16 protein-coding genes and 2 rRNA genes (1 of these 18 running past the window's edge) are annotated in these 16,853 nt (G+C 71.0%); 1 reads left to right on the forward strand and 17 read right to left on the reverse strand.

Annotation, left to right across the window (positions count from 1 at the left end; all coding sequences use genetic code 11):
- Positions 1-175: 175 nt before the first annotated feature.
- The 14 genes from BJ958_RS07725 to BJ958_RS07780 form a co-directional block, all read right to left on the reverse strand.
- Positions 176-850, reverse strand: coding sequence for a DUF6766 family protein (locus BJ958_RS07725; RefSeq protein ID WP_179726309.1), 675 nt, complete (start codon positions 848-850; stop codon positions 176-178).
- Positions 847-969: a hypothetical protein gene (locus BJ958_RS28425; RefSeq protein WP_273517711.1), complete on the reverse strand. Its 123-nt coding sequence runs from the start codon at positions 967-969 to the stop codon at positions 847-849. The genes BJ958_RS07725 and BJ958_RS28425 overlap by 4 nt, the downstream gene beginning before the upstream one ends.
- Entirely contained in the window at positions 932-1,357 is a 426-nt protein-coding gene (locus BJ958_RS07730) for a hypothetical protein (RefSeq protein ID WP_218865640.1), read from the reverse strand. The genes BJ958_RS28425 and BJ958_RS07730 overlap by 38 nt, the downstream gene beginning before the upstream one ends.
- Positions 1,311-3,860: a DEAD/DEAH box helicase gene (locus BJ958_RS07735; RefSeq protein WP_179726310.1), complete on the reverse strand. Its 2,550-nt coding sequence runs from the start codon at positions 3,858-3,860 to the stop codon at positions 1,311-1,313. The genes BJ958_RS07730 and BJ958_RS07735 overlap by 47 nt, the downstream gene beginning before the upstream one ends.
- Positions 3,853-4,821, reverse strand: coding sequence for a tyrosine recombinase (locus BJ958_RS07740; RefSeq protein WP_179726311.1), 969 nt, complete (start codon positions 4,819-4,821; stop codon positions 3,853-3,855). The genes BJ958_RS07735 and BJ958_RS07740 overlap by 8 nt, the downstream gene beginning before the upstream one ends.
- A gap of 30 nt (positions 4,822-4,851) precedes the next feature.
- Positions 4,852-5,967, reverse strand: coding sequence for an alanine dehydrogenase (gene ald, locus BJ958_RS07745; protein ID WP_179726312.1), 1,116 nt, complete (start codon positions 5,965-5,967; stop codon positions 4,852-4,854).
- A gap of 137 nt (positions 5,968-6,104) precedes the next feature.
- Complete coding sequence (locus tag BJ958_RS07750; RefSeq protein WP_179726313.1) at positions 6,105-6,590, reverse strand: Lrp/AsnC ligand binding domain-containing protein; 486 nt, start codon at positions 6,588-6,590, stop codon at positions 6,105-6,107.
- Positions 6,583-7,179 (reverse strand): NUDIX domain-containing protein, encoded by a 597-nt coding sequence (locus BJ958_RS07755; protein ID WP_179726314.1) that lies wholly within the window; start codon positions 7,177-7,179, stop codon positions 6,583-6,585. The genes BJ958_RS07750 and BJ958_RS07755 overlap by 8 nt, the downstream gene beginning before the upstream one ends.
- Entirely contained in the window at positions 7,176-8,885 is a 1,710-nt protein-coding gene (gene pyrG, locus BJ958_RS07760) for a CTP synthase (protein ID WP_179730040.1), read from the reverse strand. Before pyrG ends, BJ958_RS07755 begins: the two co-directional genes overlap by 4 nt.
- Positions 8,886-8,922: 37 nt before the next feature.
- Positions 8,923-10,677, reverse strand: a complete 1,755-nt coding sequence (gene recN, locus BJ958_RS07765; protein ID WP_179726315.1) for a DNA repair protein RecN — start codon at positions 10,675-10,677, stop codon at positions 8,923-8,925.
- Positions 10,674-11,633 carry an NAD kinase gene (locus BJ958_RS07770; protein WP_179726316.1) on the reverse strand — a complete coding sequence of 320 codons (960 nt, stop codon included), beginning with the start codon at positions 11,631-11,633 and terminating at the stop codon, positions 10,674-10,676. The genes recN and BJ958_RS07770 overlap by 4 nt, the downstream gene beginning before the upstream one ends.
- Positions 11,630-12,463: a TlyA family RNA methyltransferase gene (locus tag BJ958_RS07775; protein WP_343052608.1), complete on the reverse strand. Its 834-nt coding sequence runs from the start codon at positions 12,461-12,463 to the stop codon at positions 11,630-11,632. Before BJ958_RS07775 ends, BJ958_RS07770 begins: the two co-directional genes overlap by 4 nt.
- Entirely contained in the window at positions 12,463-12,645 is a 183-nt protein-coding gene (locus tag BJ958_RS27710; protein ID WP_246319019.1) for a hypothetical protein, read from the reverse strand. Before BJ958_RS27710 ends, BJ958_RS07775 begins: the two co-directional genes overlap by 1 nt.
- A gap of 9 nt (positions 12,646-12,654) precedes the next feature.
- On the reverse strand, positions 12,655-13,677 hold the full coding sequence (locus BJ958_RS07780; protein WP_343052609.1) for an HAD-IIA family hydrolase: 1,023 nt from the start codon (positions 13,675-13,677) through the stop codon (positions 12,655-12,657).
- 49 nt (positions 13,678-13,726) lie between these two features.
- On the opposite strand from BJ958_RS07780, the gene BJ958_RS07785 reads away from it, so the two are divergent.
- Complete coding sequence (locus BJ958_RS07785; protein ID WP_179726318.1) at positions 13,727-14,878, forward strand: DUF1015 family protein; 1,152 nt, start codon at positions 13,727-13,729, stop codon at positions 14,876-14,878.
- Here the strand turns inward: BJ958_RS07785 and BJ958_RS07790 are convergent.
- The 3 genes from BJ958_RS07790 to BJ958_RS07800 form a co-directional block, all read right to left on the reverse strand.
- Positions 14,838-15,203, reverse strand: a complete 366-nt coding sequence (locus tag BJ958_RS07790; RefSeq protein ID WP_179726319.1) for a single-stranded DNA-binding protein — start codon at positions 15,201-15,203, stop codon at positions 14,838-14,840. The genes BJ958_RS07785 and BJ958_RS07790 overlap by 41 nt on opposite strands.
- Positions 15,204-15,440: 237 nt before the next feature.
- A 5S ribosomal RNA gene (rrf, locus tag BJ958_RS07795) occupies positions 15,441-15,557 on the reverse strand.
- Positions 15,558-15,661: 104 nt separating this feature from the next.
- Positions 15,662-16,853: ribosomal RNA gene (locus tag BJ958_RS07800) — 23S ribosomal RNA — on the reverse strand (it continues 1,931 nt past the right edge of the window).

Here is a 16,853-nt window from a genome sequence, read left to right on the forward strand (position 1 = left end):
CGGGCGCCGGGATCGGCATCCTCGGCGGCATGTCGGGTGCACTGGATCCTCCGTAGAAGCCGACCATCGCCCTCACCTTTGTCTGGAGTGGTTGCGGGCTCCTTCCCCAGAGCCCGGGACTCATCCATCCAACAATGTCGACACGGAGACATTCGGGAGGCGCGCCGCGCGTCGGTCAGCCTTCGATCCCGGTGGCCGCGTGCGGGGCTCCGGTCGGCTTGCTCTGCGAGGAGCCGCGCTGGCGCAGGTAGATCGAGAACACGGCCATCGCGCCGACGGCGAGGAACTCCGACTGCCAGTTCTGCAAGGTGCGCTCCCAGAAGTCCGCGGAGGTGACGTACGCCGCCCAGTCGACCGGGTCGCGCAGGTCCTGGAGCCGCTGCTCGTCGTACGCCGCCCAGCCGGCCACCGACTGGACCAGCCACGAGCAGACGAAGATCGTGCCCATCACCAGCGCCAGCGAGGTGCCGTAGACGTGCCGGCGCCAACCGCTGGCCCGCGCCCAGGCCGGTGAGTCCGGCCGGGCGTGCTCACCGACCATCTGGTCCTCGTCGCTCTCCAGGCCGGCCTTGTCGAGCTGCTTGGACTCCGGGGAGCCCTGCTGCAGGAGCCAGACCGTGGCGAGGAGGTAGAGCAGGAACTGGAGGAACTCGCTCTGCCAGTTCTCCGCCACCGCGACGGCGTAGTCGGTGGAGACGACGTAGTCGCCCAGGCCGATGGTGCCGACCTGGGCCGCGACCTGCTGGTCGTTGAACGAGTGCCAGCCCGCGACGGCCTGCGCGCCGAGGGTGGCGAGGAACAGGGCACCGAAGGCGAGGCCCAGCGCGTTGAGGGTCAAGAAGCGCTTCATGCGTGCCGGGCTCCCGCCAGGAGCAGCAGCACGAGGCCGACGGTGATCACCAGCGCGTAGGCGACGAACACGGCCTTCACCTCAGCCTCCCTCCACCGCGCACCGGTACGGCGCGTCACCCGACGCCTCGCAGCCTGCCGCGGTCACGCGCCAGCCGTGGTCGAACCGGCCCAGGAAGACGGTGTCGGTGCCGGTCCGCACCTGGGCCGCCGTGCCGTAGACCTCCGTGTCGACGTCGTCACCGGCAGGCGGCAGGTCCTCGTCGAGCACGGCGTCCGCGCAGGGAGCCTGCGCATCGCGTTCGAGGGCGTCGCGGGTCGCGGGCGCCAGCAGCCGGCACGCGGCGGCGCCGTCGCCGGCGTCGACGGCCGCCTGGAAGCGCTGGGTGACCTGCGCGACGGCGCGGTCCCGGTCGGCGTCGCCGCCGCAGCCGGTGAGGGCGAGCGCGAGCAGGGTCGCGCTAGCCGCCCAGCGCGCGCATCGCCTCGGTGCGGACGACGGCCTCACCGGCCTCGTCGGAGGCGGCGAGGTCGACCACCGCCTCGATGACCCAGTCGTGGTGGCCTTCGGGGTCGTGCAGGGTCTGGACGACGCGCCACTCCCCTGTCGGGCCCGTCGAGCTCTTGTCGACGGCGAGGAGCGCCGGTCCGCGGGCATCGGCATCGGTGAGGAGCCGTTCATGCTCGTCGTAGTACCCGTCGAGCGCGGAATCCCAACGGTCCGAGGTCATCTCGGATCCCTCGGGCTCCAGCGCGGCGAGGCCGTCGACGTCGTCGCGCGCCACCAGCTCGACCCGGCGCCACAGCGCGTTGCGGACCATCACCTCGAACACCCGGCCCTGCTGGCTGAGCGGTCGTGGCGGTGGCGGCGGCTCGTGGTGGCTGACCTGGCGAGTGGCGTGCTCGGGGTCGTTGAGCGCCTCCCACTCGTCGAGCAGCGACGAGTCGACCTGGCGGACCGTCTCCCCCAGCCACTCGACGAGCAGGTCCAGCTCCTCGGTGCGGTACGACGCCGGCACCGTCTGCCGAAGCGCGCGGTAGGCGTCGGTGAGGTAGCGCAGCACCAGCCCCTCGGAGCGGGCCACCTGGTAGCGGGAGACGAGGTCGGTGAACCCCATGCCCTGCTCCCACATCTGGCGCACCACCGACTTCGGGGCCAGCGCGTCGGGCGAGAGCCACGGATGGCGCTCGCGGTAGGTCTCGAACAGCGGCTCGAGCAGCTCTCCCAGCGGCTCGGGCCAGGTGATCTCCTCGATCAGCGCCATCCGCTCGTCGTACTCGACACCGTCGGCCTTGAGCGCCGCGATCGCCTCGCCGCGCGCCGCGTGCCGCTGGGCCATCAGCAGCGGGCGTGGCGCCTCGAGGGTCGCCTCGAGGACCGACACGACGTCGAGGGTGAAGGTCTCGCTCTCGGGGTCGAGCACGTCGAGCACCGCGAGGGCGAAGTGCGAGAGCGGCTGGTTGAGCGCGAAGTCCTCGGGCAGGGCCTCGGTGAGCACGTAGCGCCGGCCGAACCCGTCGACCTGGTCGAGACGGGTCAGCACCTCCGAGGTGAGCAGGCTGCGTGCGAGGCGCACCGCCCGCTTCGCCAGCCGCAGCTGGCTGCGCCGCTCCTCGTGGTTGTCGGTCATCAGCCGCCGCATCACCGGGAACGCGTCCTCCTCGCGGGAGACGACGTTGACGAGCATCGCGTTGTCGACCTTCATCTGCGACTTCAGCGGCTCTGGTCTGCCCTCGACCAGCTTCGCGAAGGTCTGCTCGCTCCACACGACCGTGCCCTCGGGGGGCTTCTTCAGGTGGGGCTTGGACCTCTTCTTCGCCCTCTTCTCCGGGCTCAGTGCCGCGTTCTTGGCCTCGGACTTCGCCTTGGCCAGCTCGTTCTCGATGACGTGCTCGGGCGCCTGGACGACGACGTAGCCGGCCGTGTCGTAGCCGGCGCGTCCGGCCCGCCCGGCGATCTGCAGGAACTCCCGCGTGCGCAGCACGCGCTGCCGCGACCCGTCGAACTTCGCCAGCCCGGTGAACAGCACCGTGCGGATCGGCACGTTGATGCCGACACCGAGGGTGTCGGTGCCGCAGATGACGGTCAGCAGTCCCGCCTGCGCGAGCTGCTCGACCAGGCGGCGGTAGCGCGGCAGCATGCCGGCGTGGTGGACGCCGATCCCCTGCCGCAGCAGCTTGTTGAGGGTCTTGCCGAAGCCTGCGGCGAAGCGGACACCCGCGATCCGCTCCGCGATCTGCTCCTTGCGCTCCTGGGGGACGACGGTGTCGAGGCGCCCGGGCCCACTGAGCAGCGAGACGGCGTGCTCGACCGCGGCCGCCTGCGTGAAGTGGACGACGTACACCGGGCCCTGGCCGGTGGTGACCAGCTCCTCGAGCTTCTCCCCCATCGGCTCGAGCGACCACGAGAAGTCGAGCGGGACGGGGCGTTCGGCCTTGTCGACGATCGTCGTGTCGCGGCCGTTGCGCCGGGTCAGGTCGGCCGCGAGCTCGGTGGTGTCCCCGAGGGTCGCCGACATGAGCAGGAACTGGGCCTGCGGCAGCTCGAGGAGCGGCACCTGCCAGGCCCAGCCGCGGCCGGGCTCGCCGTAGAAGTGGAACTCGTCCATCACGACCATGCCGACGTCGGCCCGCTCGCCCTCGCGCAGCGCGATGTTGGCGAGCACCTCGGCGGTGCACGCGATGATCGGGGCATCGGCGTTGACCGCGACGTCGCCGGTGAGCATGCCGACCTCGGTGGCGCCGAAGATCTCGACCAGGTCGAAGAACTTCTCGCTCACCAGTGCCTTGATCGGCGCGGTGTAGAAGGTCACCCGGTCGTCGGCGAGCGCACCCATCGCAGCCGCCATCGCCACCAGCGACTTGCCCGACCCGGTCGGGGTCGCGAGCACGACGTTGTCGCCGGCCAGCAGGGCGAGGATCGCGTCCTCCTGGTGGGGGTACAGCTCCAGCCCGCGCGCTTCGGCGTGCTCGAGGATCCGGTCGTACGCTCCGTCGCTGGAATCAGCCATGGCGGGCCCTCGGGTGCGCGGTGGCGAAGACCTCGCGCAGGTTGTCGACGGTGACGAGCGTGTAGACCTGCGTCGTGGTGACCGACGCGTGCCCGAGCAGCTCCTGGACCACGCGGACGTCGGCGCCACCGTCGAGCAGGTGGGTCGCGAACGAGTGCCGCAGCGTGTGGGGCGAGACGTCGCGGGTGACCCCGGCCCGCTCGGCGGCCCTGACCAGCACGGCCCACGCCGACTGCCGCGAGAGCCGACCCCCGCGGGCGTTGAGGAGGAGGGCTCCCCCGCTGGTCGAGCTCGTCGAGACCCCGGTCAGCGCCGGCCGGCCCCGCACGAGGTACGCCGACAGCGCGGCCCGCGCGTAGGACCCGACCGGGACCATCCGCTCCTTGCCGCCCTTGCCGCGCAGCAGCAGCGTCGCGTCGGCGTCGTCGAGGTCGGGCTCCGCCAGGTGGCTGACGTCGTCGACGTCGAGGCCGACCGCCTCGGAGATCCGCGCCCCCGTGCCGTAGAGGATCTCCAGCAGCGCCCGGTCGCGCAGCGCCAGCGGGGTGTCCGGCGCGCCGGCCGCCTCGAGGATCGCCTCGACGTCGGCGAGCGGCAGCGCCTTCGGCAGCCGCTTCGCCGGCGTCGGCGGCTTCACGCCCGCCGCCGGGTCGGCCTGGGCCAACCCGTCGGCGACGGCGAACTTGTGGAAGCCCCGCACCGCCACCACGGTGCGCGCCGCGCTGGACGCGCTCAGCGGCGGGTGGGCGTCGTCGCCCTCGCGCAGCCACACGAGGAAGTCGGTCACCGTCTGCTCGGTGACGGCGTCGAGGGTCTCGATGCCGGCGGCGGCGAGGTGCCCGCGGTACCTGCGCAGGTCGCGCTGGTAGGAGGTCAGCGTGTTCGCCGCCAGCCCCTTCTCGACCGCGAGGTGGTCCAGGTACGTGCGGACCGCCCGGTCCACCGCACCTGGTCCACTCACGCGGTCAGGTTAGGCCATGGGCCCGACACGTCAGGCGAGCGCCTCCGCGACCGGCACCGACGCGATGCCGGTGGCCTCGCCCACGGGCGCGTTGGTCAGCAGGCCGGCGTGGGTGTTGAGGCCCAGCGCCAGGCTGGCGTCGGCGCGGCAGGCGTCGGCCCAGCCCTTGTCGGCCAACGCCACGGCGTACGGCAGGGTCGCGTTGGTCAGCGCGTACGTCGACGTGTTCGGCACCGCGCCCGGCATGTTCGCCACGCAGTAGAACGTCGAGTTGTGCACCTGGTAGGTCGGGTCGGCGTGCGTGGTGGGCCGGGTGTCCTCGAAGCAGCCGCCCTGGTCGACCGCGATGTCGACGAGCACCGAGCCCGGCTTCATCCGCGAGACCAGCTCGTTGGAGACCAGCTTGGGCGCCGCCGCACCCGGGATCAGCACGGCGCCGATCACCATGTCGGCCTCCATCACCTGCTGCTCGATCGCGAGCTTGGAGGACGCGAGGCCGTGGACCCGGTTGTTGTAGCGCCAGAACGACATCCGCAGCTTGTCGAGGTCGGTGTCGAGCAGGGTCACGTCGGCACCCATGCCGAGCGCGATGTTGGCCGCGTTCTGGCCCGAGACACCCGCGCCGATGATGACGACCTTGGCGTTGGCGACACCGCCGACGCCGCCCATGAGCACGCCACGACCGCCCTGGGCCTTCATCAGCGAGTACGCACCGACCTGGGGTGCGAGGCAGCCCGCGACCTCGGACATCGGGTAGAGCAGGGGCAGCGCGCCGGACGGCAGCTGGACGGTCTCGTAGGCGATCGCGGTGACCTTGCGGGCGATCAGCTCCTCGGTGAGCGCCTTGTCGGCTGCGAGGTGGAGGTAGGTGAACAGCACCTGGCCCTCGCGCATCCGGGCGTACTCCTCGGCGATCGGCTCCTTGACCTTGAGGATCATGTCGGCCGTGCCCCACACCGCGTCCGCGTCGGGCAGGATCGTGGCGCCCGAGGCGACGTAGTCCTCGTCGGCGATCTGCGAGCCGACGCCGGCTCCGGCCTGGATGACGACCTCGTGACCGTGGGCGACCAGCTCGTGCACGCCGATCGGCGTGATGGCCACCCGGTACTCGTTGTTCTTGACTTCCTTGGGCACGCCTACGCGCATGTGGGATTCCTCCTGGTCACGGAATCCGTCATGGATTCCCCTGTGAAGAGAAATCATGAAGATCAGTCGAGGTGCTCGCTAGTGGCCGGAGCGAAAATTCGCAGGCGGCGCGCAAACCCGGATCGGATCGTCGGCGATCAGCCCTGTGGCGCACGCCGCGCCGAACCCTGTTCGGCCGGTCGGCCGCGCAGGTGCTCGAAGATCAGGCTGGTCTCGGTCATCGCGACGTCCCGCGTGCCGCTGAGGTGGTTGAGGACGAACTCCCGCAGCTCCTCCGAGCCCGCCGTGGCGACGTGGATGAGGAAGTCGTCCGCGCCAGCCAGGAAGTAGACGTTGAGGACCTCGGGCAGGGTCGTCATGGCCTGGGCGAAGGCGCTCAGCTCACCCCGGGCGTGCGGCCGGAGCCGCACCGAGATCATCGCCTGCAGCGGGCGGCCGATGCTGGCCTGGTCGACCTCCGCGTGCGCGCCACGGATCACGCCGCGCTCGAAGAGCGAGCGGACCCGGCCGTGGCAGGTGGACGGGGCGATGCCGACCCGCGCGGCCAGCACGTTGTTGGCCAACCGGGCGTCGTCCTGCAGCTCTCGGACGATGGCGGCGTCGATCGGGTCCAGCTCAACCACGCACGGCCTCCCGGTCGCGACGGACCTGGACGGCGAGCACCGCCTGCACGACCGGTCCGTCGGTCACGTCGCCGGCGAGGATCGCGTCGACCAGGTCGGCGAAGGGCACCCAGAGGACCTCGAGGTCGGCCTCCTCGTGGCGCAGCTCGAAGTCGCCGCGGTCGGCCGGTGAGAGGTCCTCGGCCAGGTAGTAGTGGATCCGCTCGGCCGAGTAGCCGGGCGAGCTCAGCGTCGAGAGCAGGTGGGTCCACCGCTCGGCGGCCAGCGCCGCCTCCTCGCGCAGCTCGCGCCGCGCGACCTCCTCCGGGTCCTCGCCCGGGTGGTCGATGACGCCCGCCGGCAGCTCGACCAGGCGGTGCTGCACCGGGTGCCGGTACTGCCGCAGGCACAGCACCCGGTCCTCCGCGTCGATCGCCAGGACGACCGCCGCGCCCGGGTGCTCGAGCACGAGCCGCCGGAACGGCTCCTCGTGGTCGGCACCCGGACGGCGGATCCGGTCGGAGCGGAACGCCACGACCCAGCTGTCCCGGTGCAGGTCGACGCTGTCCTCGACCGGCCAGGACTCAGGAGTGTCGCGCAGCGTGCTCACTCGTCGTCGGTCGGCTCGGCGTGCAGGTTGGTGTCGTCGATCTCGAGCCGGGTCTCGCGCTGGCGCTTGATCGCAGCGCCGACCAGGCCCGCGAACAGCGGGTGCGGGCGGGTCGGCCGCGAACGCAGCTCGGGGTGGGCCTGGGTGCCGACGTAGTAGGGGTGCACCTCGCGCGGCAGCTCGACGAACTCGACCAGGTCGAGCTCGTCGTTGAGGCCGGAGAAGACCAGGCCGGCCTCCTCGAGCGGGGCACGGTAGGCGTTGTTGACCTCGTAGCGGTGGCGGTGCCGCTCCTCGATCACCTCGGCGCCGTAGACCTCGCGGGCGATCGTGCCCGACTTGAGGTGGGCCGGGTAGAGGCCCAGGCGCATGGTGCCGCCCAGGTCGCCGGCGCCCTCGACGATGGACTTCTGCTCCTCCATCGTGGCGATCACGGGCTCCGGGGTGTCCGGGTCGAACTCCGTCGAGCCGGCCTTGGTCAGGCCGAGCTCGGTCCGGGCGTACTCGATCACCATCGACTGCAGGCCCAGGCACAGGCCGAGCGTCGGGATCTTGTTGTGACGGGCGTAGGTGAGCGCACCCAGCTTGCCCTCGAGGCCACGGATGCCGAAGCCGCCGGGCACGCAGATCGCGTCGACATCGGAGAGGTGCTTCGTCGCACCTGCCGGGGTCTCGCACTCGTCGGAGGCGACCCACCGGATGTGCACCTTGGCCTCGTGGGCGAAGCCGCCCGCGCGCAGCGCCTCGGTCACCGACAGGTAGGCGTCGTGCAGGTCGATGTACTTGCCGACCAGCGCGATGGTGACGTCCTCCTTGGGGTGGTGCACCCGGCGCAGCAGGTCGTCCCAGATCGTCCAGTCGACGTCGCGGAAGGGCAGGTTGAGCCGGCGGACGACGTACGCGTCGAGGCCCTGACGGTGCAGCACCTTCGGGATGTCGTAGATCGAGGGCGCGTCGGCCGCGGTGACGACGGCGTCCTGGTCGACGTCGCACATCAGCGAGATCTTCTTCTTGATGCTCTCCGGCAGCTCGCGGTCCGCGCGGCAGACCACGGCGTCGGGCTGGATGCCGACCTGGCGCAGGGCGGCGACGGAGTGCTGGGTCGGCTTGGTCTTCAGCTCGCCCGAGGGGCCGATGAACGGCACCAGCGAGACGTGCAGGAAGAAGACGTTGTCCCGGCCGATGTCGTGGCGGACCTGGCGTGCGGCCTCGAGGAACGGCAGCGACTCGATGTCGCCGACGGTGCCGCCGATCTCGGTGATCACGACGTCGACGGGCTCCTCGCCGTAGCCCATGGCGAGGATCCGGTCCTTGATCTCGTTGGTGATGTGCGGGATCACCTGGACCGTGTCACCGAGGTAGTCGCCGCGGCGCTCCTTGGCGATCACCGACGAGTAGACCTGCCCCGTGGTGACGTTGGCGATCTGGTTGAGGTCGGTGTCGAGGAAGCGCTCGTAGTGACCGATGTCGAGGTCGGTCTCCGCGCCGTCGTTGGTGACGAAGACCTCGCCGTGCTGGAACGGGTTCATCGTCCCGGGGTCGACGTTGAGGTACGGGTCGAGCTTCTGCATCGTGACCCGCAGCCCACGCGAGCGCAGCAGCCGACCGAGGCTGCTGGCAGTGAGTCCCTTGCCCAGCGAGGAGGCGACGCCTCCGGTGACGAAGACGTGCTTTGCCTGCCGATTCTGTCCGCTACCGGGCGCCATGTTCACGGGATTCCATCCTACGTCATGTGTGGCTGATTCACCGTGCTCGCGGTGCGTTTCGCGCCAGCTCGAGCAGCTCGCGGGCGTGCGCGAGCGCGGTGTCGGACTCGGCGAGGCCGGCCAGCATGCGGGAGAGCTCCCGCTCGCGGCCGGCGTCGTCCAGGGTGACCAGCCCCGAGCTGGTGACCGAGCCGTCACTGGACTTCTCGACCAGCACGTGCCGGTCGGCGAAGGCCGCGACCTGGGGCAGGTGGGTGACGACCAGCACCTGGGCGTCGTCGGCGAGCGTGGCCAGGCGCCGCCCGATCTCCACCGCCGCGGCACCTCCGACGCCGGAGTCGACCTCGTCGAACACGAACGTCGGCACCGGGCTGGTGCCGGCCAGGCAGACCTCGACCGCGAGCATCACCCGGGAGAGCTCACCGCCCGACGCCCCCTTGTGCAGCGGACGTGGGTCGGAGCCGGTGTTGGCGGCGAGCAGGAACTCGACCTCGTCGAGCCCGCTGCGCCCGAACCGCACCCAGCGGTCCCCCACCTGCAGCACGTCGGCCGGCGGGTGAGCGGGGTCGCTGGGCGCCTCGGCGGCGCGCGGCGAGACCCGGATGGTCACCACGGCGTGCGGCATCGCCAGCAGGGTCAGCTCGTCGGAGACCGCCGTGCCGAGCCGGCTCGCGGCCTTGACCCGCGCCTCGCTGAGCTTGCTGCCCGCGATCGCCAGGTCGGCCCGCAGCCGGGTCGCCTCGGCGGTCAGGTCCTTGATCCTGTCGTCGGTGGAGTCCAGGTCGAGCAGCCGCATCGCCGACCTCTCGGCCCACGCGAGCACCTCGTCGATGGTCTCGCCGTACTTGCGGGTCAGCCCGATCAGCGCCGCCCGTCGCTCGGAGACCGCGGCCAGCCGGTTCGGGTCGGTGTCGATGCGCGCGGCGTACGACGCCACGTCGGCCGCGACGTCGGAGAGCAGGTAGCTCACCTCGGCGACCCGGTCCGCCAGCGCGGCCGCCTCGGGGTCGTGGTCGCGCACGCCCTCCAGCAGGCCCCGCGCGGCAGCCACCGCACCGAGCGCGTCCGGCGAGCCGTGCTCGCTGGACAGCGCCTCCCGGGCCTGCTCGGCAGCGCCGCGCAACGTGTCCGCGTGCCCCAGCCGCGCCTCCTCGGCGGCGAGCTCGGCGTCCTCGCCCGGCTGCGGCTCGACGGCCGCGACCTCGTCGACGCCGAAGCGCAGCAGGTCGGCCTCGCGGGCCCGCTCACGCGCGGTGGCGACGACCTCGGTCAGCTCCTTCTCCGTGGCGACCAGCCGGTCGTGCAGCGTCTCGTACGCCGTCAGCAGCTTCTCGAGCCCGCCGAACCGGTCCAGCGCGTGACGCTGGGTCTGCGCCTTCAGCAGCCGGTGCTGGTCGGACTGGCCGTGCACGGCGACGAGCGGCTCGGCCAGCTCGGCGAGCGTGGCGACCGGGACCGCCGCGCCGCCCGCGAACGCCCGGGACCGGCCCTCGGCGCTCACGTTGCGCGCCAGCACCACGCCGCCGTCCTCGGCCTCGCCCCCGGCCTCCTCGACCGCCGTCACGAGATCGGGCAGCGCCGTGGCGGCGACGAGCCCCTCGACCCGCGCCTGCTTGGCACCGGCGCGGACCGCGCCGCTGTCGGCTCGCCCTCCCAGCAGCAGGCCGAGCGCGGTCACCACCATCGTCTTGCCGGCACCGGTCTCACCGGTGATCACGGTCAGGCCGGGGCCCAGCTCGAGCGTCGAGGAGTCGATGACCCCGAGCGAGCTGATCCGAATCTCCTCGATCATGCGTCCTCCCCCCGGGCCCGCGCCTCGCGGCGCTGCTCCGCGGCTCCACGCCAGCCCTCGACGGACAGGCCGAACTTCGCCACCAGCCGGTCGGTGAACGGCGCCGAGTGCAGCCGGACCAGCCGGACCGGTCGCTGCCCGCGGCTCACCTCGATCCGGGCGCCCGGCGGCAGGTCGACGCTGCGCCGACCGTCGCACCACAGCACCCCGGACCCCTGGTTGCCCTCGAGCACCTCGATCGCGATCACCGACGAGGGCGCCACCACCATCGGCCGGGCGAACAGCGCGTGCGCGCTCAGCGGCACGATGCACAGCGCCTCGACCTGCGGCCACACGATCGGACCACCCGCGCTGAAGTTGTAGGCCGTCGAGCCGGTCGGCGTCGCGCACACGACCCCGTCGCAGCCCCACCGCGACAACGGCCGGTCGTCGATCTCGACGACCACCTCGAGCATCCGCTCGCGGGCCGCCTTCTCGACGCTGGCCTCGTTGACCGCGAACGTCGAGTACACCAGCTCGCCGCCGACGTACGCCTTCACGTCGAGCGTGAGCCGGTCCTCGGTCCGGTACCGCTGCTCGACGATCGCCTCGATCGTCGCCGCCACGTCCTCGTGCTCGGCCTCCGCCAGGAAGCCGACGTGCCCCAGGTTGACGCCCAGCACCGGCGTCGAGCGCTGGTGGGTGACCTCCGCGGCGCGCAGGATGCTCCCGTCGCCGCCGATCACCACGGTCAGCTCGCAGCCGTGGCTGGCGTCGGACTCGGAGTCCGTCAGCTCGACCTCCGGGTCGTACTCCCCCGGCGCCAGGTCGAGGTCGTCGGCCTCGTGCCGCAGCAGCCGCACGACGATCCCGTGGCCGGTCAGCTCCTTCACGAAGGCGCGCGCGACATCGCGGGCCTCCGCTCGCCCGGTGTGGGCGAGCACGAGCACCCGGCGCGGGATGTCGGCGGACGTCATGGGGTCACCCTCTCATCCGGGTCCGACGTCCCACGTCGCACGATCGCGGCCAGGGACTCGTCGTCCAGGGTCGCCGGCCCGTGCCGCAGCCACAAGAAGAACTCCACGTTGCCCGACGGCCCCGGCAACGGGCTCACCGTCACCGCCCGCGCACCCCACCCGCGCTCGGCGGCCGCGTGCGCCACACCCAGCACGGTCTCCACCCACAGCTCGGGGTCACGGACCACGCCGCCCTTTCCGAGCCGGTCCTTGCCGACCTCGAACTGCGGCTTCACCATCAACGCCAGGTCGCCGTCGGGCCGGGTCACGCCCAGCAGGGCGTCGAGCACCAGGGTCAGCGAGATGAACGACAGGTCGCCGACGACGAGGTCGACCGGCCCGCCGATGTCGTCGGTGGTCAGGGTGCGGACGTTGGTCCGGTCGTGGACGACGACCTTCTCGTGCTGCTGCAACGACCAGTGCAGCTGCCCGTAGCCGACGTCGACCGCGACCACCTCGGCCACCCCGGACCGCAGCAGCACGTCGGTGAACCCGCCCGTCGACGCCCCCGCGTCCAGGGCACGCCGTCCCTCGACCTGCAGCCCGAGCGGGACGAACGCCGCCAGCGCACCCACCAGCTTGTGGGCACCTCGGGACACGTAGTCCGGTCCGTTCTCGCCCTCCTTGACCACGATCGCGACGTCGGTCGCCACGCCCGTGGCCGGCTTCGTGGCCACCGCCCCGGCGACCTTGACCCGGCCCTCCGCGATCAGCTGGGCGGCGCGCTCGCGCGACGGCGCCAGCCCGCGGCGGACCAGCTCCGCGTCGAGGCGCAGTCGGCGCGGCGGCACTACGGGACGGCCGGTGCGGCAGGTGGGTTGTCGAGGGTGCGCCGGAGCTCGCCGTGCGCCTCCTCGAGCACACCCGCGTGCTCCTCGAGCGGACGCTCGGAGAGCCCCGCGACCAGGTCGAGCACCCGGTCGACGGCATCGATCCCGGTCGGCGTGGGCGCCGGAACAGGTACCTCGGTCATGGCCCGAGGCTACCGCGCCACCCCGCCGGTTCCCGGTACCCGTGCCGCGGAGATGTCCGGCGCCGCCCCCGTGCGGTCCCGGTGCTCCCATGCCGCGACCGCCGCGACCCGCCACCAGTCGCCGGCCGAGCCGTGCGCCGCCGCCTGCTCCACCACGAGCCGCCCGTCGCTCACCCGCCCGGACCACCCACCCGAGCGCCAGCCGTCCGCAGTCCGCTCGGGCGCCGCGTGCGCCTGCGTCAGGCCACCGAGGTCCACGGCGACGTACGTCGGGCGCTCCTCCGGCCTCGCCGCCACCAGGTCCGCGAGCCCGGTCACGCCGGTCAGCACTAGCAGCGAGTCGACCCCGGCGTTCCGCGCCCCCTCGATGTCGGTGTCCAGCCGGTCGCCGACCATCAGCGGTCGCCGGCCTCCCACCCGTCGCACCGTCTCGTCGAGCAGCGGCCGCGCCGGCTTGCCCGCCACCTCAGGGGTCACACCCGCGAAGCGCTCCACCATCTGCACGAGCACGCCGTGCCCCGGCGCGACGCCGTACGTCGTCGGGATGGTCAGGTCGGTGTTGGTCGCCACCCACGGCAGCCCGTCCCGGATCCGCACTGCCGCGTGCATGATGTCGCGCCACAGCAGCTCCGGTCCGTACCCGCTCACCACCGCGACCGCCTCGGCCTCCACGTCGACCGCCACCAGCCCGGCCTCGTCGAGGGCGCTCTGCAGGCCCGGGCCGCCCAGGCACACGACCCGCGCGCCCGCACCGAACCGCTGCACCACCAGCCGCGACGCGGCCTGGGCGCTGGTCACCACGTCGGCCGGTTGGGCTGTCACCCCCAGGTCCCGCAGGTGCTCGGCGACCACGGCCGCGGACCGCGACGCGTTGTTCGTGATGAACGCGACGCGCATCCCGGCCGCCCGCGCACGCGCGATGTGGCCCGCGGCCCCGTCGACCGCCTCGTGCCCGATGTAGACCACGCCATCCAGGTCGAGCATCGCCAGGTCGTACGCCGTGGCCAGGGGTTCGGTCGATGTGAGCAACACGTCCCCACCTTGCCAGCCCGCACCACCACCGGATCCGTACGATGCCCTGATGGACGCAACCGCCCTCGTGACCCCGCCCTACGTGGCCGGTCCGTTGCGTCTCGAGCCCTTCCCGGCACTGATGCTCGCCCCCGCCCGCGTCGGCAACCCGACCACCGGCCGCGCCTTCGCGCGCCCCTACAAGGACGTCTCCGCGCGCCTCCTCCGCTGGCAGGCCCGCGGACTGGTCACCGCCGACGCCGAACCGGCGCTCTACCTCCACGAGTACAGCTCCAACGGGATGACCGTGCGCGGCCTCGTCGGCGCGCTCGACGTCTCCCACCGAGCCGCGCACGCAGCCGACCGCGCCGTGCTCCCGCACGAGGGCATCCACCCCGTCCAGGCCGACGAGCTGGCCGACCGGATGGATGAGATGCAGCTCAACCCGGCACCGATCCTCCTCGTCCACCAGGGCAGTCCGCGACTGCGCGAGGCCGTTGCCGACATCGCCCGCCGCGACCCCGACCACGCCTACACCGACCGCGGCGGCCAGGAGCACCGGATCTGGGCCGAGCGCACCCCCGAGACCCTCGCCCTCATCGCCGCCGAGCTCGCCGAGAGCAAGGCCCTCATCGCGGACGGCCATCACCGCTACGCCGCGTACCTGCGTCTCCAGCGCCGTCGCGTCGGGGAGCCCGCCGGCCCCCGCCCCACCGACCTCGGGCTCGCGATGCTGGTCGACCAGACCGACACCCCCCTCTTCCTGGGCCCGATCCACCGGACCCTCAGCGGCACGTCCCTCGACGACCTCCGTGACGCCGCCGAGACCCTCGGCCTCGAGTACGCCGAGCAGCCCCAGGCGGACGCCGTCCACGCCCTGTCCGCAGCGCGCCTCGCGGCCACCGACGGTGAGCGCTGGGCGGTCGTCGACCTCGGGATCGATGCCGACGAGGCAGCGGTGGAGGCGCTCCACCACCGGATCGTCCCGGCACTGCCCCACGGACCCGCGGCGATCGCCTACCACCACACGGTCGACGACGCCCTCGGCGGCGCCCGACCCGACGCCATCGCCGTGCTGATGCCCGCGCCGTCCGTCGACCTCGTCATCCGCGTCGCCGAGGCAGACCGGCTGCTCCCCGAAAAGGCCACCTCCTTCCAGCCCAAGCCGAGCCTGGGCGTGCTCATCCGCTCGCTGCGCGACGCACCAGACGCGCCGTCGTGACCTCGACCTCCATCCGCGACGCCGTGTGCCCACCCGCCCGGTAGAACCTGCGCCGCAGCGCCCCCTCCACGCCGACGATGTCGCCGGCGTGCCAGGTCCGCATCGAGCGGCGCACCTTGGACGACCAGCCGGCCAGGTCGACCACGTCGACCGTCGGTCCCTTGCGCCCCGACGCGAGCACCCGGACGTCTGCACGGGGCACGATCACCCGGCAGGTCCACAGCCGGTCGCCGCTGGGCAGCACCCGCTCCACGGGATCGGCCGCGAGGCGACCGCTCAGCTGCACCGTGTTCGCCGTCCCGGGCGTCACCACGTCCATCGTCATCCTCGACCACCTCCACGTCACCGGTGAGCCCCGATGACTCACCCACGTGGCGATCCTGCGGAACAGCGCCGACACGAGCCGCTGCAGCCGCCGAGCGCTGTGGACGACGACGCTCCACGGCGCACCTGTGGAGGATCAAGGTCTCCGACCACGACGTCGGTGACGGAAGTGACGCGCATCAGGCCGGAAAAAGCGCTCAGGGCCAGCACGTGGTGTGCTGGCCCTGAGGCAATGTTTGTCCGGCGGCGTCCTACTCTCCCACATCCTCTCGGTTGCAGTACCATCGGCGCTGGCAGGCTTAACTTCCGGGTTCGGGATGGGACCGGGTGTTTCCCTGCCGCTATGGCCGCCGTAACTCTATGAACCCCGTGTATGTTCCGGGGTTGGTCTTCTTCATGTGGACGCGCGCACCAACACAGTGCTGTATACGTGGTTTGTTGAGTGTGTTGGGGGTTTGTTGTGGCAAGTCTTCGGCCTATTAGTACCGGTCGGCTGGGCATTACTGCTGTACACCTCCGGCCTATCAACCCAGTGTTCTGCTGGGGGCCTTAACCCACAAGGGGTGGGAAACCTCATCTTGAAACGTGCTTCCCGCTTAGATGCGTTCAGCGGTTATCACTTCCGAACGTAGCCAACCAGCCATGCACCTGGCGGTACAACTGGCACACCAGAGGTTCGTCCATCCCGGTCCTCTCGTACTAGGGACAGCCTTTCTCAAGTTTCCTACGCGCGCGGCGGATAGGGACCGAACTGTCTCACGACGTTCTAAACCCAGCTCGCGTGCCGCTTTAATGGGCGAACAGCCCAACCCTTGGGACCTACTCCAGCCCCAGGATGCGACGAGCCGACATCGAGGTGCCAAACCATCCCGTCGATATGGACTCTTGGGGAAGATCAGCCTGTTATCCCCGGGGTACCTTTTATCCGTTGAGCGACCACGCTTCCACTCGCAGTGGCCGGATCACTAGTTCCGACTTTCGTCCCTGCTCGACATGTCTGTCTCACAGTCAAGCTCCCTTGTGCACTTACACTCAACACCTGATTGCCAACCAGGCTGAGGGAACCTTTGAGCGCCTCCGTTACATTTTGGGAGGCAACCGCCCCAGTTAAACTACCCATCAGGCACTGTCCCTGAACCAGATCATGGCCCTAGGTTAGACATCTAGTACGACCAGAGTGGTATTTCAACGATGACTCCACCCCCACTGGCGTGAAGGTTTCACAGTCTCCCACCTATCCTACACAAGCCGAACCAAACACCAATGCCAAACTATAGTAAAGGTCCCGGGGTCTTTCCGTCCTGCCGCGCGTAACGAGCATCTTTACTCGTAGTGCAATTTCGCCGAGTCCATGGTTGAGACAGTAGGAAAGTCGTTACTCCATTCGTGCAGGTCGGAACTTACCCGACAAGGAATTTCGCTACCTTAGGATGGTTATAGTTACCACCGCCGTTTACTGGGGCTTAAATTCTGAGCTTCGACTTGCGTCTAACCCGTCCTCTTAACCTTCCAGCACCGGGCAGGAGTCAGTCCGTATACATCGTCTTACAACTTCGCACGGACCTGTGTTTTTAGTAAACAGTCGCTTTCCCCTGGTCTCTGCGGCCTCCTGTGCTTCCCCCAGCAAGTGGGTTCACACATCGGGCCCCCC

The organism is Nocardioides kongjuensis, from assembly GCF_013409625.1.
GTDB lineage: Bacteria > Actinomycetota > Actinomycetes > Propionibacteriales > Nocardioidaceae > Nocardioides > Nocardioides kongjuensis.